Consider the following 23,381-nt stretch of genomic DNA (forward strand, 5'->3'; position numbering starts at 1 on the left):
CCATACGATCAGTCCACTAAAACCCTGACCTTAAAACGGATAAGCGCGACGTTTGTGTTGCACCGAGTTCCAGTGATCGCTGGTCAGCTCCGCGATGATCCAATCGCTGTTGAATCGCCCGATACCACTGTTTTTCTCGCCGCCAAACATGTTGTTCGGATCATCATTGACCGAGATGTCGTTGATGTGAGTCATGCCGGCTCCAGCGCATGTGCCTCGTCACGCGCAGTGATGATCGGCGCTACAGGACAAAATTGCTCAGCCTGGGCCAAGTCACTCATGTTATCGACATTGACGAACACATGAGGCGGCAGTACCTACCCGTGTGCAGCGCCACCGAGCAACAACTCGATGCTTTCGGCTTTCGCCGCCTCGATCCGGGCCACTGCGCCCTCCAACTGGCGACGGTTGATCAGCGGGCCAATGACTGTATCTGCAAGGTCAGGATCGCCGACTTTCAACTGGCGAACGCGCTCGACAAACGCTTCGACGAAATCCTTTTGCAACGAGGCGTCGACGATAATCCGGTTACTGCTCATGCAGATTTGACCTTGGTGCAGGAAGCGCCCCACAACGGCGGCGTGCACCGCCAGATCGAGGTCCGCGTCATCAAGCACCACACACGGAGCATTCCCACCCAACTCCAACCCGACTCGCTTGAGCGTCGGGCCTGTGACTGCCAACGCGCCCAATGTGCCGCCCGACCCGAGTCGATCCCGTGAAGAAGATGAATTTTGGAATCGGGTGCAGGGTAAAGGCATCACCCAAATCAGCCACGTCTCCCACGACCACGTTCAAAACTCCCGGCGGAAAACCGGCCTCTTCGTAAATTTTCGCCAACAACAAACCACCGGTCACCGGCGTATCGTCGGCAGGCTTCACGACGACGGCGTTACCGAGTGCCAGCGCCGGTGCGATAGACCGATTGGAAAGGTGCATCGGCCAGTTCCAGGGACTGATAACCCCGACCACACCCAATGGTTTACGGTAAACGCGGCTTTCTTTGTCGGGGGTGTCGATTGGCAGAATGCGGCCGACGACTCTCGAAGGCATGGCCGCGGCCGTGATCATGGTCGAACGTACCGCTGACCACTCGATTTCGGCTTTGGTACGCGTGCTGCCTGACTCACGAATCAATCAGTCGACAATTTCTTCGTGCCTGGCTTCCAGTACGCTAACGGCGCGCATGAACAAGGCTGAGCGCTCATTAGGTAACGTCTGCGCCCATGCTTTCTGCGCGGTTGCTGCCGCCTGGTAGGCGTCGTCGAGGTCGCTAACATCACCCAGCGAAAGCTCGGTCAGCAGGGCGTTGTCATAAGGGTTGCGGTTCTCCAGGACCTTGCGCGTACTTCCGGAACGCCAGGCCCCGGCGATGTATTGGCCAGTAAAGTTTTGCCACGGTGTTGGGAGGTCAGACATGGGTGTTCTCCGGTTGATTCAAAGTAGGTCAGCGCCAGTATTCTTCTTGCTTGCCAGCCTGGAAGTCGCGAGGTTTTCCAATTGCTGGTGCAGTGCAAGGGTGTGATGTTCATCAGTTCGGTGGTGAGCGAAAAGCTGAGCAATCGCTGCGCATTCGAACGCAGCAATGAGCAGTGGAGAGGCCTTTTTTTCGAGGCTGATCAGACTTGTCAGAAGACCCCTGACTTGATCATAAATTCGTGCCTGAGCAGGTGGGGCAGGTGTATCCGAGATCTTCAGTGCGAGCCGCGCAATGCGCTTGCACAGGCGCTTGCGCTGGGAGCCTGGCGATGAAGGAACCAACCATCGGTAGGTCAGCACGGCAGTGAACACCCCGCCCAGAATTGCCAACATCTGCAACAGGGTATGTTCAAGGGAGGTGTCTACCTGCAATCCAGGTTGAGCGATTAACAAAAAGGTCATGTTCAGGTCGATGGCCAGTTTTGCTGTACCGGGCCGAGCCATGAGCAACGCTCCGATCATCAAAAACGGTGCGATAACCAAGGCCAGCTCCCACACCGTTCCCACTTCAGGTAACAGCCAAAAACGGCAGGTCACGCCAAGAACGGCTCCAGCGGTCGAGCCAACAAGTACGTCTTTTAACGCCGCACTGGCGTGGCTATGGCTGGAGAACAGCGAGGCGAACAACACGGCCGTCATGACCATCATTGGACCGTCTGACCAACCCAGGCCCCACCACATTGCGGTGGCGATGGACATCGCAATCAAGGGTCTGGAGCCCGCGAGGCATGTTGCGTGCCAGTCGCGCTGTTGAGTTGATTGCAACGCTTCCCTGCCTGGCGTTTCACAAGCATTCAACGCTGCAAAGACGCGTTGTAATTTTTCAACGAACAGCGTGCCTGCGGCAAGGTTTTCAGTGTTTTTGTGGACCTCATTGATCACCGCGAGCACCATTGCAGCTGCCGATTCAGGATGAGTTGCTACCAACAGGTCAGAGGGAAATCGGAGTTTTTCGCCAACATCGAAATGGCTACTTACGAGCAAATCGACAAGCGCGCCCAGCGTGTCGCGAGTGCGAAAGACCCGTAAACGCATTGTTCGAGAACCTGTAGCAATTTCATCCAGGCACAGATCAAGCGCCGCTAGTTCCTGCAACAGCGCACTAAAACTTTTGGCATCGTGTGCAGTGCCTGCCTGCAACCTTTTGAGGCTGTAGTGAACGCTGGCCACAATCAGCGCATCGAGTCGGTTGTACACGGATTCCAGGGACGCGGACTTGCCTGTAAACGTCCATGAAAAACAAGCTGAAGCCAACACGCCGATGACGGTGCAATAGATTCTGCCAAGGGCTAGGTCCACATCGAGCACGGGGTCTTGAATACCAAACAGCGCGACGATCGCTGCGGTGTAGCCTGCCAGCACAAAACCGTAATTTCGAAAATGTCGAAACAGGTTTCCATACCCGGCGCACGCTGCGATCCAGGCTGCCAGTACGAGCATTAGCCAGTGCTGCTGATCAAAGAACACCGTCAGCAAAAGTCCGCCTGCCATGGCTCCCACCACCGTACCGATCAGCCGCGCGCCGATGCGTTCGATCAAGAGGCCTCGCGTAGGTTGCGCCACCAGCCAGACTGTCATCGCAGCCCACCAAGGATGGTGCAGGTCCAGCATTTGAGCGATGACCAGCGCCAAGAGAGCTGCCGTGGTTGTGTGCAGACTGAAAATCAGTGCTGACCGAGAAGGCCACTGAAGCTCGGGCTGCATGCCAAAACGGCCTATCAAGCGACCGAATGATTGAGTGATCCACTTATTCATTTGATGAACTGACATCCGCAGCCTGATAAGGGAAACGCAGCCGCACGCGGCTCTCATTGCCATGGTGCATGCCGACGAGAAACCAAAATATCATATTTCCTGCTATTTAGGATTTTGGTTTATTTTATCTTTACAGGATTTTTGCTTCGTAATAGATTTAGCCTCAGTCAAGGGCACCTGCCTGCCCAGACAATAAAAACAATAAGAGGCCAGTTCATGCATACGCCTACACCCAGCAATATCCTCTGCGACGTCGTTGACGCCCTCCCTGTCAGCCGGTTGCAATGGGAGGGGCTCGCCCTCTGCGTACTGGTCGCAGTGCTAGACGGATTCGACACCCAGATCGTCGGTTTTCTGGTGACTGCCATGGCATCAACCTTGAACGTAACGCCCCAAGCCTTGGCACCGGTGTTCGCGGCGGGTTTATTTGGTTTGATGCTCGGCGCACTGCTACTGGCCCCTATGGCGGATCGCTTGGGGCGCAAGAGAATTCTGGTGTTGTCGATCCTGCTGTTCGGCACATTCGCGTTACTGACCGCTTTTGTTAACAACGTCTCGCAGTTGCTCGTCGTGCGCTTTCTGACCGGCATAGGCCTCGGCGGGGCAATTCCCAACCTGGTGGCGCTGATCTCTGAATACAGCCCGCGACGTTACTCGCGCAGTGCCGTGACGCTGCTGTTCTGTGGCATGCCACTGGGCGCCATGCTGGCTGGCTTGACGGTCGACCAACTGCTCGCTACCTGGGGGTGGGAAAACCTTTTCCTGATCGGTGGCGCGCTGCCGTTGCTGGTCGCCGGCGTTGTGGTGTGGCGGCTTCCAGAGTCGGTTGAGTTCCTCAGTCGCCAACCCGGCAGTCGTGCTGCCCTCAGCGCTATCATTAAACGGCTCGCACCCAACCTCGCAGAACTGCCCGCCAGTCTTGGCCAACTACGCCAACAGGCAACCTCCTCTACCTCCCTGAGTCGTCTTTTCACAGCCGGCATGTGGCGCCGCACCCTGCTGCTTTGGCTGCCGTATGCCATGAACTTGCTGATTTTGTACTTCATTATGAGCTGGATCCCGACGCTGTTAGTGGCAGCCCATGCACCGCTGAGCATGGGCATTCGCGCCATCATTCTCTTCAGCCTGGGAGGTGTGATCGGCTCGGTCGTACAAGGCTGGCTGATGAACCGCTGGGGGTCGGTCAACGTATTGACCATCGAATTCATGGGCTACCTGACAATCGTGCTGGCGCTCAGCCAATTGCCTGTTTCTATTTATTCGCTTTTCCCCGCAATGTTGTTGCTGGGCATTTTGGTGCAAGGCGCGCAGGCAGGTCTTAACGCTTTGGCCGCCGAGTTGTACCCACAGGAAATACGCTCCACAGGCATCGGCTGGGCACTTGGCGTCGGGCGAGTGGGTTCCATTACAGGGCCCGTTTGCGGCGGCTTGATGTTGGCAGCCGGCTGGGTTTTGACAGAGATCCTCAGCGCAGCGTTGGTTCCGGGAATCATCGCGCTGACGGCGATTACCTTGCTACGACTTGACCCCGCGAGCAAACAACAACCCACACCCTCACAGTCTGTTACACATCATTGATGCAACCAGAGGCATACCCATGAAAATCGCAAGCTTCGTTTACCAAAACCGTTCCACGTACGGCATTGTTAAAGGTGACCACGTCATTGACCTGGAATCACTCAAGTCTCACCTGGGTGCGGACCTCAAAGAAGCCATCGCGCGCAATCGACTGAGCGAACTGGGGGCTGATGCGCTGAAAGACCTGCCTCGCCTGGCATTGAGTGAAATCACCTTTTTGCCGGTCATTGCCAACCCAGGCAAAGTGCTCTGCATCGGGATCAACTACGCCACGCATGTGCGCGAGACTGGTCGGGACATGCCGACCTACCCGATGATTTTCACCCGCTTTGCCGACAGCCAGACCGCACACCTGCAGCCCATCGTTCGCCCAACCGTGTCCCACAAGCTTGACTTCGAAGGTGAACTGGCCGTGGTGATCGGCAAGACCGCTCGCCACGTCAAACCGGAGGACGCCTTGGACTACGTCGCCGGCTATGCCTGCTACAACGACGGCAGCGTACGTGACTGGCAGAAGCACACGATCCAGTTTGTTCCAGGGAAGAACTTCCCGGCCACCGGTGGATTCGGCCCATGGATGGTCACCAGCGATGAAATCGTCGACCCGCAGGACCTGGAACTGACGACTCGTTTGAACGGCGAAGTGATGCAACACACGCGCACCAGCGACATGATTTTCGATGTGCGCAAGTTGATCGAGTACTGCACCGCGTTCACTGAACTGGCCCCTGGAGACGTAATCGTCAGCGGCACCACCGGCGGCGTTGGTGCATTCCGCGAGCCACCAGTCTGGATGAAGCCGGGCGATATCGTCGAAATCGAAATCGAGCGCATTGGTATCCTGCGCAACAGTATTGTAGACGAGAGCTGACATGCAAAAACCGTTTGATTCCGAAGACACCACCGAGCACCTGGCAGACAGCAAAGGCTCCAGCCTGGAGCGGATGCTGCGAATTCTCGACCTGTTCACCGAGCACCATCCCATCTGGACGGTCGACGGGATGGGAAATGCGCTGGGGTTCACACGCTCCACTGCCTACCGTTATGTACGCGAACTGGCCGAGGCCAATTTGCTGTTTCAGGTGGAGGCCGGTCGCTATGCGCTGGGCGCGAGAATCATCACCTGGGATCGCCAACTGCGCGTCAGTGATCCGTTGGTACGCGCGGCGCACTCCCTGGAGTCGACCTTTCCGCAATGGGGTGCCGAGCAAGCCTGGTTGGTGTGTCGGCTGTTCAAGGATCAAGTGGTCTGTATCCATCAAACCGGCAACCTTTCCAACCAAGTGAGCTACTCGCGAGGATCGCCAAGACCTTTGTTCATGGGAGCGACCTCTAAAGCGATCCTCGCCAACATGGGCTCACGGCATCAAAGCCAACTGTTTCTGGAAAACCCGAGTGACATCGAGTCCAGCAACCTTGGCAAGACTTGGGAGGTGTTCCGGCGCTCGCTCCAACGCTTGCGCCGCCAGGGATATGTGCTGAGCACCAGCGAAGTCGATGCTGACGTCTTTGGCCTCGCGGCCCCCATATTCGATGGCGACGGCAAAGTGGTGGGCAGCATCAGCTGCGTGCGCCCGACCTCGCAACGCGATAGCGAACAGGATGAAGTGCAAGGCCAGCAAATCCTCGCCCTTGCCGACAATCTTTCACAACTCATGACCGCGCTGGCGCACAGACCAGAAGTACTGGACTGACCAGCCCGGCGGTCACCGAGGGAATAAAAATGACAACCCTTACACCCGTGAATACTGACGTACTGATTATCGGTGCCGGCCCGACAGGACTCACGTTGGCCAACCTCCTCGGACAGGCCGGCGTGCGTACGACCATTCTTGATCGTAAAGCCGGCACCGTGACTGAACCGCGTGCCGTTTCGATCGACGATGAGTCGCTGCGAACCATGCAGGCAGCCGGGCTGGATGAAGCCGTGTTGGCTGACGTCGTCAAAGGCTACGGCGTTCACTACTTCGACAAGCCAGGGGGACGTTGCTTTGGCAAGGTCGAACCTGTCGGCAAGCAATACGGCTACCCCAAACGCAATGCGTTCAGGCAACCCCTGTTCGAACGCACGCTGATGCAAGGTATGGAGCGTTTCCCTAGCCTGACTCCGCTTTTCTGCCATGAACTGATCGACTTCACACAGAACGCCTCAGGCGTTCTCGCTCGAATACAAAATGCGGCCGGTGACACGGTTGAGGTGCACGCCCAGTACATGGTTGCCTGTGATGGCGGCAGAAGCCCGGTTCGAAAACAACTGGGTATCGATATGGTGGGTTCCAGCTTCAAGTCCCGATGGTTGGTCGTGGATCTGGATCAGGACGATGACCCGTTCTGGCAGACTCGTGTGTATTGCGACGCGCAGCGACCTGTCGTAGAAGTGCCCGGCCCTCATCAGACACGTCGCTTCGAGTTCATGCTCAAAGACGACGAGACTGATGAGCAAATGCTCAGCGACGCTAGCCTTGGCAACTTGCTGCGGCCGTTCCGGGGTGAAAAAGCTTATTCGCTGGTGCGCAAAGTGGTCTACACCTTCCACGCCAGGGTTGCCTCTCGCTGGCAGGAAGGTCGTGTTTTTCTCGCCGGTGACGCTGCGCACCTGACCCCACCCTATGCGGGCCAAGGCATGAACAGTGGTGTGCGTGATGCGCATAACATCGCCTGGAAACTTGTGGCGGTACTCCGGGGACAAATGGCGAAAAGCGCCCTCGAGACCTATGAAAGCGAACGCCGCGATCATGCCTGGGCGCTGATCAAGCTGGCGCTGAATCTCGGGGTGGTCATGGCGCCGGCTTCAGCCTTGCGCGCCAAACTCATTACCAGCACCTTCCGCGTGATCGGGCTGATCCCGCCTCTGCGCGATTACTTTCTGCAAATGAAGTTTAAACCAAAGCCTCGTTTTACCCAGGGCCTGGTGTTATCCCAAGGTAAGGCCGGCAACCTGCGCGCCGGGACCATGCTGCCGCAGCCGACTCTTTTCGACTCTCACGGCTGCGCGCAACTGTTGGATGAGCACATCGGCCCGGGCTTTGCCTTGATTCAATATGGCGATCTGCGCAGCCAACGCATGGATCAACTGCAGCACCCGCTCTGGACCCACCTGGATGCCAAGCGCATCGTGATCATTCCACAAGACGCTCCGCTTCCGCCCCCTTTGGCGGGACTCACGATCGTACATGATCGCAACGGTGAGTTAAGCGCACTGTTTGCCGAGGCCAGCACCTTCCTGCTGCTACGTCCCGACCGCTATGTCGCCGCCATATTTGACCAGGCTCAGGAGTCAGAAACAGCTCTGGCTCTTCAGTCCTTGTTGGGCATTGCACAGGCTACGACAGTCGCCGTCGCGGCTGCCAATACCGCCCATTCCCCAGTTACTCTTTGATCGCGGAGTTTTCCATGACGACCCTCCAGACTTCGACCCCTGCTCAACTGTGCTACCTGCACCTGGCAAGCAAAGAACCTCAACGCCAGGTAGATTTTTATACGCGAATGATGGACATGCGCGCATCGCCACAAGCAGATGGCAGCCAGGTGATGCGGGGGCCGAAACGAGCGGCAATCATTTCGCCAGCCGACCATAGCGGCCTGCTGGCCGCTGCCTTCAACCTCCACTCCAACGCCAAACTGGAAGCGCTGCGTCAGAACCTGATTGAGCGTGAATGCCAGATGGATCCGGTGACCTCGCCTTTACTTGAGCCAGGCGCGTTTGCCATTCGGGATCCACAGGGTCGCCAGACAATATTCGGCGTAGTACTTCCCGATACAAGTGCTGAACTGCAAGGCATGCCGTCGAGGTTGCAGCACGTTGTGTTCCAAACCACCGAGCTTGAGACGATTATCGACTTTTACGTCAACACCGTTGGCTTCACCATTTCCGACAACGTGGTCGACCAGGAAACCGGCCAGCTCATGGTGTGTTTCCTGCGCTCCGACGACGAGCATCACTCCCTCGCCTTTTTCCGTGGGTCGAAGAATGAATGGGACCACCATTGTTACGAAACCAATGAGTGGAATGACATTCGTGATTGGGGCGACCGGTTTGCCAAGGAGCGCATCAGCATTTTCTTCGGCCCTGGCCGTCATGGTCCGGGCAACAATCTGTTTTTCATGGTGGTCGATGCCGATCGGAACCGACTGGAATTCTCGGCCGAACTTGAACTGGCGCCAGCAGACCGTGAAGCCGGCGTATGGCCGCAGAGTGAGCACACTCTTAACTCCTGGGGCCGCGCCTGGATGCGCACCTGATTTTGCAGGGAAGTCAATCCATTAAATTGATCGAGTCGCCTAAATGAACAACCAGAACGCACCCGCTCCATTTGCCATTCAAGGTCATCAATACATTAACGGCCGCTGGCAGCCAGGTCGCTCAACCAAACGCCTGGACAACCGCAACCCCTTCAACAACGAGTTGCTGTTGGACATGCCGCTCGCCTCGGTCGCCGATCTGGATGAAGCCTATCTGGCCGCCGAAAAGGCACAGCTGGAGTGGGCTGCGCTACACGCCGGCCAACGGGTTATGTTGCTTGAAAAGCTTGCCGTTATCGTTGCGCAGCGCAGTGAAGAAATTATCGACTGGCTCATCAAAGAGTCGGGCAGCACTCGAATCAAGGCTGGCATCGAGTGGCAAAGCACGCTGAACCTGGTCCGAGAATGCGCGAGCATGCCGATGCAAGTAGAGGGTCGGATCTTGACCAGCTACAAGCCCGGCGAACAGAGCTTTGTGTTCCGTGATCCACTTGGCGTTGTGGGGGTGATCAGCCCATGGAATTTTCCGCTTTATCTAAGCATGCGCTCCGTTATTCCGGCCTTGGCATTAGGTAATACCGTAGTGCTGAAACCTGCGAGTGATACCGCTGTCAGCGGCGGATTGTTGATCGCCTACCTACTGGAGGCGGCGGGCTTCCCTGCGGGCACCATCAACGTTGTTGTGGGCGCCGGATCGGAAATCGGTGACGCCTTCGTGGAACATCGAGTACCCAGGCTGATCTCGTTCACCGGTTCTACGGACGTGGGGCGCAATGTCGGGCGCATCGCCACGGGTGGCAAGCACATCAAACGCGTTGCTCTTGAACTCGGTGGTAACGCGCCACTGGTGGTGCTGAATGATGCCGACGTTGAAGTGGCAGCTCACGCAGCCGTGGTCGGCCGTTTCCTGCATCAAGGGCAGATATGCATGAGCGTCAACCGAGTGATTGTTGATCGCACCTTATACCCGGCGTTTGCAGAACTTGTGGTGGAGAGGGTCAGCAAGCTGAAAGTGGGTAACCCTAATGATGCGGACACCGTGATTGGGCCTGTCGTCAATCAATCGCAATTGAATGGCCTGTTACGCAAGATTGATCAGGCACACAGCGCTGGCCTGACTAAACTGTTCGGCGCTTCAGCCAACGGTCTGTTGCTCCCACCGCATGTTTTCGGCAACGTAAAAGCCGATGACGCCCTGGCGGTAGATGAAACATTTGGCCCACTGTTACCAATGCTCATAGCCGACGATGAAGCGCACGCCCTGCGACTTGCGAATGCCAGCGAGTATGGGTTGTCCAGTGCGGTATTCACCCAAGACATGGCGCGCGGGTTGCAGTTCGCTCGTGGCATCGTCGCCGGCATGACGCACATCAACGACATCACCGTCGATGACCAGCCAAACGCGCCCTTCGGAGGTGAAAAGAACTCCGGGCTCGGGCGTTTCAACGGTCATTATGCCGTCGATGAATTCACTCGCGCACACTGGGTGACCTGGCAGCCAGGTGGTCACCACTACCCTTTTTAATGCACCACGCAGTCAGCCCCTGTCGGGGCTGATTGTCATGCAGGGCAACAAGGTGAGTTGGCGTTACTCGTCGCCGCCCAAAGCCGCTACCTGAGCCTCTATGGACTTGATGCTTTGTTTGTCGGCTGCATTTTGCGGTGTAACGCCATCGCCCAAAGCGGCATGAAAAGGGCAACCGACAAATTTAGGATCATTCTTGTACGTTTCGACGTAATGCTCGGGGAATTGCTTGTCCAGCGCCTGGATGCCCTTTCGCACTTCGGCTTTATCTTCACTGGACATGTTCATCCGCTCTTCGATATAGGCTTCAGTCGGATCGTCGGCATTCATTTCCATCATGCCCATCATGTAGCCGGCCAGTTGCGGCAAAAGCTGGGCCGCGGCGGGGTCAGGGCGGTCGACCTGCATGGTGTCGAGCGTGGTGGTCAATGACATGGCGCGCAGTAACTGATGGCCAAACCAATGCAACTCCTTGGGGAAGAAGCGGAAGACAAACTGCTCATGAATCGCCGTGATAATGAGATTGCCACGTTCAAGCTTGGGTTTTGGAGCATTTTCGAAGGCTTCGCAAAATTCCACGAGCGCGTCGAAACTATCCGGGTAACCAGTGATCGGCTGATCGTTTTCAGCACGGAAGAGTTTGCACATGTCACGCCAGAACAAGTGCGCGGCAATCTTCTCGTTCTCGGAGAGGCCCGGGGCGCCCATCTTCAACTTCAGACGGTGCATTGTGATGGCGGTGAATGCACAGACGTACACGTAATCGTCATTATAAGAAAAGGCACCGGGATACTGCTTGGCCCAATGCGCATGAAGATTATTAATACCTTCAACCGACTTGATGGTGCGGCTGTCTTCAGGACCGTAGAACCACCACAGCGCATTGGCGCTGCCGGTCTGCTCTACACGCGAGGTGGACCGTGAAACGACTTTGCCACCGTCTTCACGCCAGACCGCTCTGGAGCCCCAATCGGTGACGACAAAATTAGGGAAGGTCAACGCGTAGATGAAGTTCTGCATGAAGTCGTTCAGCCCGTAGCTGTTCGATAAACGCCAGATTTCAATGTAATCCTTGCTTGGGTCGAGGCTTTGGATTTTGGCTCGAATCCACTTTTTAGGGGCAGACATGTAGATCCTCTCTTCGCTTGAGTGCACATAGTGAATACGAAAATAGAGGCCTCTGATCAGCGGCCTTCAGTCGTCAGACAGAAGCGCTCATGGCGCAACGTCTGGGTGCTCTCGATTTAAAAACACCACCACTTACGATAGGGCCTCGCCCCGGGCCAGTCTCCGGTCTGTCCATCCAAGCTCGACGGCGTTTTTGGTATTGCAGTATCACCGCGACGCTATACTGCAATCACAGTGCGCTGGATCCCCACGGGCGGCTGCGTGATGCGTACATAAATAATCATTACGACTCACAGGGAGTACCGTTTGACTACTGATCTCTATTCTCACCTGCAGCCAAAAGGCTCGGTCGAGGACGCTTTTTCCAAGGCGGTGATTGGTCAGCATCATCTGACCAATGCTGTGTTGAAGATGGGTGAAGGTGCGGTGGCCTGGGCGCTTGAGGAGGCCGCCAGTTCCCTCAAGCGCTTGCAGGACGAATTTCAAACGGTGCCTGACTTGCCGACGCCAGAGATACGCCTCAACCTTGAAACGCTCATCCTCGATATATTCATGAGTTCGTTATCGAGAAACAGTGAGCACTTTACGCTGAAATTGATCCCTTCAATGGCGCGACAAGCTGCACGTCGCGAAGTACCGTTCAGCAGCATCGTCAAAAACATGCGAGCCAACCAGACTATCTGGGTCAATCATTTTTTCACCGCGTCGGCGTCCAGGACTTTTGCACCCTCAACGGTTCAACGGTTAGTCACCAACGGTGCATGCGTGGTGGATGAAATCATCGAGCACTTTGTGCTGTGCTACCTGGACGAGCGTCAGGTGCTGATGGAAAGTCAAATCGCGAGACGCCGCGCCCTTGTGGAAAAGTTGATCGGCAATGCGGGCGCGCTTCAACCATTCGAGCTAAAGCAAATCAAAAAAGATCATGGCCTGGATCTTGAGCATTTCCATGTCGGTATCATTATTTCTGATCTCAACACCAAGCTCAGCTCAGACTTGGGTGAGTTACAACGCAATTTACAAGATGCAATCATCGGCGATACACAGCTGGTAGTTTCCTTCACTCAGCATTTGACATGGGCTTGGGTCAGTACACCGCGCGCCCCTACTCCGACCCAACTGAAACGACTTGAAGAAACACTGGGGCAATTAAGTGGAACTCAATGTGCACTGGGTGAACCAGCGAAGGGCCCTGCTGGGTTCAGGCGTACTCATCTTCAAGCCAGAGATGTCAGTAGCGTTGCAATCCTTTCCCCAATCAAAGGCGTCATGCGCTGGGCTGACCATGTCCTGACGATCCTGGTCGGTCAGGATCTTGAAAAGGCCGCGTGGTATGTCGACTCCGTGCTCGGACCTCTGGCAAACAAATCAGAGAAAGCCGGCGGCTACCGCCAAACACTCAGCGCTTACTTGCAGTCAGGCAACAGCTTGCTCCACGGTGCTGAAGCGCTAGGTATTCACCGCAACACGCTAGTGTATCGACTGCAACAGATAGAACTACTGCTGGGTTGTCCTATCAAGCAACGAGAGCTCGAAATACGCTGCGCCTTGCACCTGATCACCCAGTACGAGGGCCGTGTCCTCAAGCATGAAAGGGAATAGAAACAGGTAAACAGTGAGATTGATGTATCCCAGTCGATAGACCATCAACGCACGTTTCAAGCGCTCGAGGGCCGCCGTACTGCAATACCAAAACCAATCATTATTTTGGTTTTCCGGCCTAATGACTGCGCTCGGTACTTCTTCTAACTTGTAAGCCATCCGCAGGAAGCGCAATGACCATGCGCCCAGTGAGATGACAACAAAAATAAGAGGAAAACCCGATGACCCGCAAATGGATCGCCGCGCGTATTGATCAGCTCGACCCTGCTACCGACTATGACGAGATCTGGAAACTCTCTGCGGCTTATCGGCCAACCGACTTCATCATGAATCTTGTGTACGCCGTCACTTTCCCTCACTTCTTCGTAAGGGAACTGGACGCGTTGCCTCTCATTGACAACGGTGACGGGAAAATTCTAAAAAACTCATTCAGACGCTCCGATGACACATCCTGGAAGATGCAGGTTTGGTGGCATTACGGTTCACACCACGACAAGACCCGCGAAAACGTTGAGTCGATAAACAAAATACACTCCCACTACGCTCAGCGATTTGGCGAGAGCTTCAGCCGCAACGACACCTACGTCTACACGCTTTGCTATGAAGCAGCCGGCATGCATCGCCTGATGCAACGCGTAGGTATGGCGGGCATGAGCGAAAAAGAGAAGCTCGCCGCTGTTAAATACTGGCACCAGATGTCAACCATTTTTCGCAACGCCGGGACGGGCGAAGCGATTACAGGCTTCCCTGATTCCTTTGATGGAATCATGGCCTTCATGGATCGCTGGGAAAGTGAGGATGTTCCCAAACACGACATGGGCCCACCGGCGGCGCGAGCAATAATCCAACAGTTCGCCGATCGTTATTTTCCAAAGTTCTCACACTCTCTGGTATTTGCCTGGGTGATCAGTCTTTATCCCGATCATCTGATCCGCGCCTACGAACTCAAACGACCCTCACCGTTGGCCAGGAAAGCATTGCGTTTGTTTACTGCCGGTTTTCTGTGGATGGGGGAAAAGGTGATCCCTGATCCGAAGGACACCTTCACGGAACGCCGGCAAGTGGCGCATGCCGCCAAGCGCGCTGCGGGTGCATCTAAAACACCAGATCAGCAGAGCGAGCAGGCGAAAGTCGCGGGTTGCCCTTTCCATCGATTCAGAGCAAAGCCCTCAGCGTCTGATGCCGCGAGCCCAGGTACCACGCAAGCAAAAAAATAATGTGCCAAAAGCACATTGGTACCAGATTGCTTGATGCAAAAGCACTCTGGGAATTACCAAATAGCGCCAAAAAAAATAACAATAGAGCCAACAACGATGAACACAATAAAAAAAATTTGTCCAGCCTTGCTAGTCCTCGCCACTCTCTCGTCCCTAGAAACTGTAGCCGCCAACGGCCCTCCACCGCCTAGCGTTGGGGAGCCGAACGGGATCAATCTGGGAGGCACCAGTTTTTACGATGGATTTGCCGGCCTGCCCGGCTTTTCGTTCCAGCAATACTTGAAGTACACCAGCGCCAGTTCGATTCGAAATAACTCGGGTAAGGAAATCAAAGACTTTGATAACCCGAAGATCAATGTCACCAGCCTGATCAACCAACTCAGCTATTACTCGCCCAACACTATTGGCGCGGGCGCACACCTGGGCTGGAACATCATTGTGCCGATCGTTTCACTCGACGGTGACTTTGGTAGCAACGGTCCACAACTCAAGGACAACGCCACTGGAGTTGGCGACGTCACCACCGGCCCGCTGGTGCAGTTCGATCCTATTGTCGATGAGCATGGACGACCTATTTTCGTCCAGCGCCTGGCACTGGATGTGTTGTTACCCGTCGGTAAATACGATGAACACAAGGACCTCAACCAAGGATCTAACTTCTACTCGATCAATCCTTACTGGGCGGCGACCTGGATGCCCGCACCCCGCTGGGAAGTGAGCTGGCGCTTGCACTATCTGCAAAACTTTAAAAACAAGGACCCAGCCAGCAGTTCAGTGCAACTGTTCGAAGGTCAGCCTGTGCGTGATACCCAGGCAGGCAAAGCGGCATGGATTAACTTTACTGCCTCCTATGAAGTGATACCCAACGTCTCAGTTGGCCTCAATGGGTATTACTTCAAACAAATAAGTGATGATGAGGTCAATGGTCACCGCCTCGCCGACTCTCGCGAAAAAGTGCTTGGGATTGGCCCTGGGGTGTTCTGGAAAGTAGGCGATGGTGATGGTGTCTGGTTCAACACTTATCGTGAGACCGAAGTAGAGAACCGCGCACGCAACGACTACGTCGTGCAGGTACGTTACGCGCACACCTTTTGAGGTCAAGAGCATTATCCTCGATGTAGCGATACGTCGAGGTGGCGCTCAACTCTTCCCCGCCACGGACGCGTTGGCTTCCAAGTTAACCGTTCGTCGAAATAAATATTGGATATGGAAGTGGGTCGACAAATGGAAGGTGGGCCTCAACGAGCTGAACGGCAATCTGCAGGTAACTCCTACCGAGCACAATAGCCGTTCGTGTGTCTTTTGCGTTTGTCCGGCTGCACTGAAGATTAGCGCTACCGAGAACATATCCGTCGTTCACACCGAGATCGCCTATGACTTGTGCTACCTCAGTAATGCTTAATTCTACACAAATTTCAGATCCGCGTTTCGCCGATTATCTCGCCTACTCCGCAATGCCGCGAGTCGCATCAGGATGAAATTAACCCTGCATCGTTTCTGCTGAAAGACCACGCCAATAAAACGAGATCCATGATGCAATATTCGCTCGCAGGCAAAATGATGATGACGCTCACACTGGTCATGCTTTGCGTTTCACTCGCTGTCGCGACGCTCAACTATCAATTCACGTCTCGGGAGTTGAGCAGACAGCAACTCAGGCAAGCCACTACGTTACTTGAGCTTGCGGCACAATCCCTAAGCGAACCGCTCGCGAGTGGTAATCAGGCTCAGATCGAAAACTTGCTGAATGAACTGTTGCGCGCCCCCGATGTTAATGGACTAACGGTGCGCGATTCCCGTACGCAACGTTCAACTTCTGTCAGTCAGAAAAACGCGGCTAATGTCTCCTTCCGGCTCAACACACAGGTAATGCATCATGGTCAGGCGCTGGCTATGCTGGATATTGAGTTCAACAACCAGGCGCTGAGAACGACCCTGAAAACTGTATTACTGCAAAACTTGGCAGTCACCGCAGTTTTGTTGCTCGCTACCTTGGGGACTGTGTGGCTATTGACCCGGCGTCACATTCTGCGACCAGTCAAAGAGGTCAGCCTTTGCCTGGCGCAGATAGCACGAGGTGAAGCTGACTTGAGTAAACGCCTAGATGCCAGTTGCCCTGATGAAATTGGTGAGTTGGCTGGCAACTTCAACCTAGTGCTTGAACGGCTATCGAACCTGATTGCGGATGTCGGGCTCGTCTCTAGCGCTCTCGATCAGCATGCCGGTGAAATGGACATAACAACTGGTCACACCTCGCACGCTACCGCCCAGCAGGTTCAGCAGGTCGAATCCGTAGCCGCTTCCGTGCAGCAACTCGCTCGATCCGCCATCCAGGTTGCCAGACACGCCTCGAGCACTAGCGCACAAACACGCGAGTCGGCAGCCCATGTCTGCGAAGGGAACGCCATGATGGACGCCAGCCAGCAAATGGTCGAACGCCTGGGGACACAGATAGCCCATACCGCTCTGAAACTGGGTGACTTGATGCGAGACAGCGAGGGGATCGGTGCGATGGTGGTCACTATTCGCGGGATCGCCGAGCAGACCAACCTTCTCGCCCTGAACGCCGCCATCGAAGCCGCACGAGCCGGTGAGCAAGGACGAGGATTTGCCGTGGTCGCTGACGAAGTCCGTGCCCTGGCGCTAAAAACCCGCCAGTCGACCGAAGTCATTGAAAATATTGTCACCCAGTTACAGGGCGCAGCGCATCAGGCACGAGAAGCCATGGAGGGTTGCCAGAATGCGCTGCAGGATGCGGTGGGCACCTCACGGCAAGTCGGTGAGTTCCTGACGCGAATCAGCGAAAACATTCAGGGCATCAATGAAATGAACCAACACATTGCTTTGGCTGCTCAGGAGCAGAGTACTGTCGCGGAAACGGTGAACGAAAATATCATCACCATTCACCGACTGAGTGATGGAGTCTCCCACTATGTCAATGACCTGGCTGATGGAGCACGACTCCTGAATAAGCAAAGTCAGTTGCTGCACCACAGAATAAGCTCTTTCAAAGTCTAGCGATGCATAGGTTATTGGGAGAAGCACCGTGGTGCTGTGCGTCTAAATCGTCAATTGAAACAAGCGTAAGAACTCGATAACCAGAGTGCATTAGGTGCTTAATGCTCGGATCTCTCACGAAAAAAAGGATATCGATTTACCAACAAATAAAACCGAATCAAGGGACAGTTGCCGCACGGAAGCCCAGCTAGTAAAGGCCATAAAAACGTAGTTAGCGGATCTGCTCCCTCGAATATGAGGCTGCTCCTATGTATGAACCCGACAGCTACAACGTTTTTGCAAAAATTTTTTATCGGCCCATTGACGCAGCTATACGCTGGTGCAATCTCATGGCTCATGAAACCCAAATACTAGAATCGGCTTGGGACTGTCCTGCGCTCCTGTCAAAATACTTCCCCCAATGGCCGTGCCTACAGGCAAATACCGAAAAAATTATAGATGCCATTCGCCATGGCGACCTGGCCTATGGCTGCTTCGGCGTGTCGGTCACGATTGGCACGCCCATCGATTGCAGTCAGATAACTATCCGCCATACTGACCTCAGAGTTTGGATGGCGCGCTACTACCCTGACCAAAGACCAAGCTTTCTTTTCGAACAGTCCTTCAACCAACAAGGAGCTATCAGCCCTGGCACCTATCTGGCCTTACAAGCCGACCGAGATGCAATGCAATTGCGGATAAAAAATATAGAAGCGTCTTATCAACAACTACTCGATGAGCTTGAGGCAATGGGGTTGGAAAGAGAAAATATCCATCAGTTACTAAAGTCCAACAGTAAACTCAGTGACCGCAGTGAAATCGGCTACCTGAAAGTCATAGGGGCGTTGCTTGAACTAATCTTAGGACACTCGCCATCAGGTAAACCGCACTCAGTATTTGATAGTCAATCCTCCATCGTCAATTCCATCTCAGCTCATCGCAAAGACGATCCTGGCCTGAGCAAACGCACGCTGGATGCAAAGTTCGCCGCAGCCAATCGCATACTCAAAAAAGGTATCTGAGTGGAGCAATTGCACTGCAATACCTCTGATTGCAGTGCAATGACTCTCCCCCACTTCTGCTATTCAATTCAGGTCACTTCCCACCACGCGCCAATCGGCGCCAGGAGTGACCAGCATGTCCAGCCAATCCTTACCCATCGTTGAAGCACCTCAACTGCAGGTAGAACGCCACATCATGCGACGTGACGAGGTGGAGCGAAAAACCGGCTTCAAACGCGCGCACATCTACAACCTGATGAAGGAAGGTAAATTCCCTCAGGCTAAACGCATTGGATTGCGGGCAGTCGGTTGGGACTCGCTAGAAATCGAGCAGTGGGTCGTTGAACGCTTAGGCAAACAGGCCTGATGCCATGCGTGTGGTATCGGTGGTTTCCACCAAAGGCGGGGTGGGCAAAACCACAGTAGCCGCCAATCTCGGCGGCCTACTGGCTGACGCAGGCCTACGCGTCCTGCTACTGGATCTGGATAGCCAACCCACCCTCTCCAGCTATTACGCCTTGAGCCAGAAGGCTGATGTCGGTGCGTACGAGTTCATCGCACTCACCTGCTGGAGACAGCACCGCCTGAAGCTTATGGTGAACACTTCAAGAGTTGGTCGTTAGATCATCTACCGATCATTCCCGCGCAGTGGCAGGTCGAGGTCAAACCCAAGACTGCGGCACAGTTCAAAGTCATCAAGCGCCTGCTCAGTAAAGCCACCACCGTCGTCATCGCGACCGACGCCGACCGCGAAGGTGAAATGATTGCCCGCGAGTTACTGGAACTCTGCAAGTATCGAGGCCCCGTTCAGCGCCTCTGGTTGTCGGCACTCAACGAGGCGTCGATTCGCAAAGCATTGTCCTCGCTGAAGTCTGGTCAGGAGACCTTCCCGCTCTATCACTCAGCCCTCGCCCGCAGCCGTGCTGACTGGCTGATCGGCATGAACCTCAGTCGTTTGTTTACCCTCCTCGGTCGGCGGGCAGGCTACGACGGCGTGCTGTCGGTTGGACGCGTACAGACACCCACTTTACGCCTAGTGGTCGATCGGGATCGTGCGATTGCCAGTTTCGTTCCGGTGCCCTACTGGAACGTTGAAGTGCACTTATCGTCGAGGGGTCAGCGATTCATCGCATCGTGGTTACCGCCAAGCTCAGGACAGGACGAAGCGGGTCGTTGCCTGCAACAGGCGCTTGCCAGTCAAACGGTCCAAGCGATCTCTTGCAGCAAGACCGCCACAGTACTCTCGCTGCAGACTGAGCATTTCCGCGAAGCGGCGCCCCTGCCCTTCGACTTGAGCACGCTGCAAGAAGTCTGCTCGCGCAAGTTGGGACTCGGCGTTCAGGAAGTCCTGAATATCGCCCAGGCTCTGTATGAAACCTACAAAGCAACCACCTACCCGCGCAGTGATTGCCGCTATTTGCCAGAGAGTATGTTCGACGAGGTATCTGGGGTATTCGATGCCCTGCTCAAAACCGATCCCACCCTGCGGCCCGCATTCGGAAGACTCGATCGATCACTGCACTCCCGCGTGTGGAACGATGCCAAGGTCACCGCGCACCACGGCATCATTCCCACCACCGAGCCGGCGAACCTTGCGCGGATGTCCGAACAAGAACGCCAAGTCTACGAACTGATTCGTAGCCACTACCTCGCGCAATTTCTTCCGTCTCATGAGTTTGATCGAACCCAGGTCGAACTGGAATGTGGCGAAAAACGATTGACCGCTGTTGGCAAACAGATCCTGGTCCAGGGCTGGAAAGGCTTGCTCTCCGAAAACACCGAGGAGGACGAACCCAGTCACAAGTCCCAAGTCTTACCCGTCTTGCAACAGGGCACGCAGTGCGCAGTGGACGACGTCGAACTCAAGTCCATGCGCACCGCCGCCCCCAAACCACTCACCGAGGGCGATCTGATCAAGGCGATGAAAAACGTCGCCAAGCTGGTCAACGACCCACGCCTGAAACAGAAACTTCGGGACACTACCGGTATCGGTACCGAAGCCACGCGAGCCGGCATCATCAAGGGGTTGATTGATCGCGGTTACTTGCTGAAGAAAAAACGCGCCTTAATGGCCTCCGCAGCGGCCCATACCCTGATTGAGGCGGTACCCGCCGCAATCGCAGATCCGGGCATGACCGCGATATGGGAACAGGCCCTGGACGAAATCGAAACGGGACGCCTGACCCTTGATGCGTTCGTCGCCAAGCAGGCGAACTGGATTGCACAATTGGTCGAACACTGTGGCGCACTCACCTTGGCGGTACCTGTCGAAGCCGGCCCGGCCTGCCCCATTTGCAATGCCTCGATGCGTAGACGTAAAGGAAAATCAGGGCAGTTCTGGTCATGCTCCCACTACCCAGATTGCAAGGGCACTGTGTCGATCAGTAAAGATACGCGTCGCTCATGATGTTCCATGGGACGATCATTATGAGAACGGTGCGTTCTCTGCCTTGACGTCGTCCCACCCTCTCTGCTGTAGTGCCTCAGGATCATCGCCAATGGCGACCCAAGACCGATTTGCTCCGGGTAGCTCGGTCGAACTCGTCGAGTTCGGAGCCTTCTCTTCTGCGGGATTTCATTCCCGTTTTGTGCTTGACCTGATCGTGGTGGCGGATGACCACTGTTGCCTCTACCCGGCAACAGCGGTCATCCGCTTCGGCGATCGTATTCAGTCCCGGAGCCCGCCGGGGAAACACTGGGCACCTTTTGTGCGCGGATGCGTGCCAGCATGTTCCGACCCAGGCCACGACAAGGGTCGGTTGGCGAATCATGGCGCAGTTCAACCAAGTGTTGCGAGGCGCTGGTCGACTGCGTAAGACCGTCAAAGGTGGTTTTTTTCTTCCTCGACTGGCATCCCGTCAGGCCCACTCTTCACTTTCTTCAGTCCAGTGACTGCCACTGTATTCCGGCTATAAAAAATCGGGTTGCAGCGTCTTGACGCTCCCCTGTGACAGGCTTATACAAAGGGCGTGGTTTGCTGTCGTTGACAGCCCAGCCCAGGTAGCTTGAACCTTCAAGGCTACGCCACGTTCGTGGTGGTTTACCCAAGTGCGATCAGCGTTCGGAAGCTCGCACGGTTACCGCCTCAGCGGTGATGAATGCCCACTACCCCATGTCTGCTAACCACTACCGCAGACGTTCCTCAGCTGCACCGTTATTCCGCCAGACGCATCGTTCTGATCGTCATCGGCTTGCCGGTGGTGAGTCGTTCATCGCTCTTCTTCACCTTACCCACCCTGACGGGGGCTCACTTCCCCATCAGGGACTGTGCGTCGCCGTTTCCCCTTGAAACAGGAGAACCACCATGGCCCACGCCAACCAATCCAAAGAAGCGACCACTTACTTCAACCTGCACACCGTCGGTATCGGCTACCTCAACCGTGTTCGTGAAGTCCAAGTCCGCCGCGGCCAACCATTCATTGCCTGCGATATCGCAGCCCTGCACGGTGCCACCGATGCGGTGGAGTACACCCGCTTCGACTGCAAAGTCGCTGGGGGTGAAGCTGAACGCTTGATTCGTCTCTATATGGACGCCGTCAACGCCGAGAAAAAGGTCTTGCTGTCGTTCCGTATCGGCGACCTGTGGATCGATCCGTTTCTCTATGAGAAAGGCGAGAAACAAGGCCAACCGGGCGCCAGCCTGAAAGGTCGTTTGCTGTTCATCGACTGGATCAAGATCAACGGCACGTTCGAATACAAAGCACCCGCCAGGCAGGAAGCAACAGCACCTGCTGAGCAAGCGCCAAACAGTGAACCATCCCCACCGTCGGCTGATGCCGAAGTTGAGGATACCGAAAACCCAATAGAGGCTCGGGTGGAACCTGAATCTCCACCCGCTCCGCGCACGGCCCGCCGTGATGCCACCCGTACCGTTCAGTCCGCCTGAACAGTCCACGATGTTCCTCATCAAGGCGCTCCGTCGAGCGCCTTTTCTTCAATCAGCACAGGGGACCATTATGGAATCCTTCTGGCTTTGCGACGACTGCCTGTTCGCTACAGCTTACGAGGACTACAGCACCTTATCGCTGTATTACTCGCAGGATGAGGTCGAACAACGCATCGCCGCGATACATCGTGAGCTAGTTCGGTTGATGCCCATCAGTGCCGACTTCGATCCCGAAGCCGGCTGGGGAATAAGAACCTTTTCTCCATCGCCTTGCGACGGCTGTGGTTCACATCTACACGGTCAACGCCACCGATTCACTCGGCTGTAAACAGCGCGCCATCTGCTAACGCCCAAGACTCCACACCCACCTTGGGGGATACCACTCCCCTCGGGCGTGTACCCCTGATTGTTCCCTTCGGAGGTACCGCCATGAGCACCCAACTTACACTGATTGAGACCTCGGATTTCGAGGCTGATCGCATTGTCCAAGAAAACCAGCTGATCGACGAAGCGCAGCATATTCTGGATCGTCGGCTGTTCGCCCGCGGCCCTATCCTGACGTCGCCTGACACTGTTGCCTCCTACCTAAAACTGCAGCTTGCGCAACAAGAGCATGAAGTCTTCGGTGTGATCTTTCTCGATGCCAGGCACCGGGTGCTGGCATTCGAAGTCCTCTTTCACGGCAGCATTGATGGCGCCAGCGTTTACCCCCGCCAAGTCGTTAAGCGTTCCCTAGCGCATAACGCTGCGGCCGCCATTTTGGTTCACAACCATCCCTCGGGTTGTACAGAACCCAGCCAGGCGGATCGCGTCTTGACCGCACGGCTGAAGGAGGCCTTGGCCTTGATCGAAGTGCGTGTATTGGATCACTTCATCGTGGGTGAAGGTCGTCCTCTCTCCCTTGCCGAATACGGCTGGCTTTAACCCTCACAGGCGCCTTCGGGCGCCTTGTTCATTTTCATTCTGGAGAA

General features: G+C 55.4%; 16 protein-coding genes and 5 pseudogenes. 18 read left to right on the forward strand and 3 right to left on the reverse strand.

Annotation, left to right across the window (positions count from 1 at the left end; translation table 11 throughout):
- Positions 1 to 30: 30 nt before the first annotated feature.
- Positions 31 to 1,419: pseudogene (locus F8N12_RS09710) on the reverse strand (aldehyde dehydrogenase family protein).
- A gap of 18 nt (positions 1,420 to 1,437) precedes the next feature.
- The gene (locus tag F8N12_RS09715; protein ID WP_020300869.1) at positions 1,438 to 3,234 is read right to left on the reverse strand and encodes an FUSC family protein; all 1,797 of its coding nucleotides are present in this window, start codon (positions 3,232 to 3,234) and stop codon (positions 1,438 to 1,440) included.
- Between the two features lie 114 nt (positions 3,235 to 3,348).
- On the opposite strand from F8N12_RS09715, the gene F8N12_RS09720 reads away from it, so the two are divergent.
- From F8N12_RS09720 to F8N12_RS09745, 6 genes are read left to right on the forward strand one after another with little or no spacing between them, the layout of a single operon-like run.
- Positions 3,349 to 4,812: an MFS transporter gene (locus F8N12_RS09720; protein ID WP_224787691.1), complete on the forward strand. Its 1,464-nt coding sequence runs from the start codon at positions 3,349 to 3,351 to the stop codon at positions 4,810 to 4,812.
- Positions 4,813 to 4,831: 19 nt separating this feature from the next.
- Positions 4,832 to 5,683, forward strand: a complete 852-nt coding sequence (locus F8N12_RS09725) for a fumarylacetoacetate hydrolase family protein (protein ID WP_020300871.1) — start codon at positions 4,832 to 4,834, stop codon at positions 5,681 to 5,683.
- 1 nt (position 5,684) lies between these two features.
- Complete coding sequence (locus tag F8N12_RS09730) at positions 5,685 to 6,506, forward strand: IclR family transcriptional regulator (RefSeq protein ID WP_020300872.1); 822 nt, start codon at positions 5,685 to 5,687, stop codon at positions 6,504 to 6,506.
- 29 nt (positions 6,507 to 6,535) lie between these two features.
- Positions 6,536 to 8,191, forward strand: a complete 1,656-nt coding sequence (locus F8N12_RS09735; RefSeq protein WP_169868539.1) for a bifunctional 3-(3-hydroxy-phenyl)propionate/3-hydroxycinnamic acid hydroxylase — start codon at positions 6,536 to 6,538, stop codon at positions 8,189 to 8,191.
- Between the two features lie 14 nt (positions 8,192 to 8,205).
- On the forward strand, positions 8,206 to 9,054 hold the full coding sequence (locus tag F8N12_RS09740; RefSeq protein WP_020300874.1) for a VOC family protein: 849 nt from the start codon (positions 8,206 to 8,208) through the stop codon (positions 9,052 to 9,054).
- A 43-nt stretch (positions 9,055 to 9,097) separates the two neighbouring features.
- The gene (locus tag F8N12_RS09745; protein WP_047531102.1) at positions 9,098 to 10,579 is read left to right on the forward strand and encodes an aldehyde dehydrogenase family protein; all 1,482 of its coding nucleotides are present in this window, start codon (positions 9,098 to 9,100) and stop codon (positions 10,577 to 10,579) included.
- Between the two features lie 63 nt (positions 10,580 to 10,642).
- On the opposite strand, the gene F8N12_RS09750 is transcribed toward F8N12_RS09745, so the two are convergent.
- Entirely contained in the window at positions 10,643 to 11,599 is a 957-nt protein-coding gene (locus F8N12_RS09750; RefSeq protein WP_224787692.1) for a hypothetical protein, read from the reverse strand.
- A gap of 414 nt (positions 11,600 to 12,013) precedes the next feature.
- On the opposite strand from F8N12_RS09750, the gene F8N12_RS09755 reads away from it, so the two are divergent.
- The 12 genes and pseudogenes from F8N12_RS09755 to radC form a co-directional block, all read left to right on the forward strand.
- The gene (locus F8N12_RS09755; RefSeq protein ID WP_150580259.1) at positions 12,014 to 13,309 is read left to right on the forward strand and encodes a PucR family transcriptional regulator; all 1,296 of its coding nucleotides are present in this window, start codon (positions 12,014 to 12,016) and stop codon (positions 13,307 to 13,309) included.
- A 221-nt stretch (positions 13,310 to 13,530) separates the two neighbouring features.
- Entirely contained in the window at positions 13,531 to 14,526 is a 996-nt protein-coding gene (locus F8N12_RS09760) for a hypothetical protein (RefSeq protein ID WP_090406428.1), read from the forward strand.
- Between the two features lie 96 nt (positions 14,527 to 14,622).
- Positions 14,623 to 15,621, forward strand: coding sequence for a transporter (locus tag F8N12_RS09765; protein WP_032904495.1), 999 nt, complete (start codon positions 14,623 to 14,625; stop codon positions 15,619 to 15,621).
- Positions 15,622 to 16,419: 798 nt separating this feature from the next.
- Positions 16,420 to 16,686 (forward strand): annotated as a pseudogene (locus tag F8N12_RS28215) (HAMP domain-containing protein); the annotation flags it as partial.
- A 69-nt stretch (positions 16,687 to 16,755) separates the two neighbouring features.
- Positions 16,756 to 17,544: a methyl-accepting chemotaxis protein gene (locus F8N12_RS28220; RefSeq protein ID WP_371101270.1), complete on the forward strand. Its 789-nt coding sequence runs from the start codon at positions 16,756 to 16,758 to the stop codon at positions 17,542 to 17,544.
- A gap of 248 nt (positions 17,545 to 17,792) precedes the next feature.
- Positions 17,793 to 18,545: a hypothetical protein gene (locus F8N12_RS09775; RefSeq protein ID WP_032903637.1), complete on the forward strand. Its 753-nt coding sequence runs from the start codon at positions 17,793 to 17,795 to the stop codon at positions 18,543 to 18,545.
- Positions 18,546 to 18,660: 115 nt separating this feature from the next.
- Positions 18,661 to 18,891 carry an AlpA family transcriptional regulator gene (locus F8N12_RS09780; RefSeq protein ID WP_020300882.1) on the forward strand — a complete coding sequence of 77 codons (231 nt, stop codon included), beginning with the start codon at positions 18,661 to 18,663 and terminating at the stop codon, positions 18,889 to 18,891.
- A gap of 4 nt (positions 18,892 to 18,895) precedes the next feature.
- Positions 18,896 to 19,087: pseudogene (locus F8N12_RS09785) on the forward strand (ParA family protein); the annotation flags it as partial.
- Positions 19,087 to 20,931, forward strand: a pseudogene (locus tag F8N12_RS09790) (DNA topoisomerase III); the annotation flags it as partial. The pseudogenes F8N12_RS09785 and F8N12_RS09790, both read left to right, overlap by 1 nt.
- An 897-nt stretch (positions 20,932 to 21,828) precedes the next feature.
- Positions 21,829 to 22,410 (forward strand): STY4534 family ICE replication protein, encoded by a 582-nt coding sequence (locus F8N12_RS09795; RefSeq protein WP_020300891.1) that lies wholly within the window; start codon positions 21,829 to 21,831, stop codon positions 22,408 to 22,410.
- Positions 22,411 to 22,480: 70 nt separating this feature from the next.
- The gene (locus F8N12_RS27845) at positions 22,481 to 22,738 is read left to right on the forward strand and encodes a hypothetical protein (RefSeq protein WP_032903653.1); all 258 of its coding nucleotides are present in this window, start codon (positions 22,481 to 22,483) and stop codon (positions 22,736 to 22,738) included.
- Between the two features lie 215 nt (positions 22,739 to 22,953).
- Positions 22,954 to 23,334: pseudogene (gene radC, locus F8N12_RS09805) on the forward strand (RadC family protein); the annotation flags it as partial.
- Positions 23,335 to 23,381 lie beyond the last annotated feature (47 nt).

Source organism: Pseudomonas fluorescens (assembly GCF_902497625.1).
Taxonomy (GTDB): Bacteria; Pseudomonadota; Gammaproteobacteria; order Pseudomonadales; family Pseudomonadaceae; genus Aquipseudomonas; species Aquipseudomonas fluorescens_BQ.

Coding starts and splice junctions, on each gene's coding strand:
- F8N12_RS09715 (WP_020300869.1), bottom strand. CDS start 3,234: ATGAATAAGTGGATCACTCAATCATTCGGTCGCTTGATAGGCCGTTTT.
- F8N12_RS09725 (WP_020300871.1), top strand. CDS start 4,832: ATGAAAATCGCAAGCTTCGTTTACCAAAACCGTTCCACGTACGGCATT.
- F8N12_RS09730 (WP_020300872.1), top strand. CDS start 5,685: ATGCAAAAACCGTTTGATTCCGAAGACACCACCGAGCACCTGGCAGAC.
- F8N12_RS09735 (WP_169868539.1), top strand. CDS start 6,536: ATGACAACCCTTACACCCGTGAATACTGACGTACTGATTATCGGTGCC.
- F8N12_RS09740 (WP_020300874.1), top strand. CDS start 8,206: ATGACGACCCTCCAGACTTCGACCCCTGCTCAACTGTGCTACCTGCAC.
- F8N12_RS09745 (WP_047531102.1), top strand. CDS start 9,098: ATGAACAACCAGAACGCACCCGCTCCATTTGCCATTCAAGGTCATCAA.
- F8N12_RS09750 (WP_224787692.1), bottom strand. CDS start 11,599: ATGCAGAACTTCATCTACGCGTTGACCTTCCCTAATTTTGTCGTCACC.
- F8N12_RS09760 (WP_090406428.1), top strand. CDS start 13,531: ATGACCCGCAAATGGATCGCCGCGCGTATTGATCAGCTCGACCCTGCT.
- F8N12_RS09765 (WP_032904495.1), top strand. CDS start 14,623: ATGAACACAATAAAAAAAATTTGTCCAGCCTTGCTAGTCCTCGCCACT.
- F8N12_RS28220 (WP_371101270.1), top strand. CDS start 16,756: ATGGACATAACAACTGGTCACACCTCGCACGCTACCGCCCAGCAGGTT.
- F8N12_RS09775 (WP_032903637.1), top strand. CDS start 17,793: ATGTATGAACCCGACAGCTACAACGTTTTTGCAAAAATTTTTTATCGG.
- F8N12_RS09780 (WP_020300882.1), top strand. CDS start 18,661: ATGTCCAGCCAATCCTTACCCATCGTTGAAGCACCTCAACTGCAGGTA.
- F8N12_RS09795 (WP_020300891.1), top strand. CDS start 21,829: ATGGCCCACGCCAACCAATCCAAAGAAGCGACCACTTACTTCAACCTG.
- F8N12_RS27845 (WP_032903653.1), top strand. CDS start 22,481: ATGGAATCCTTCTGGCTTTGCGACGACTGCCTGTTCGCTACAGCTTAC.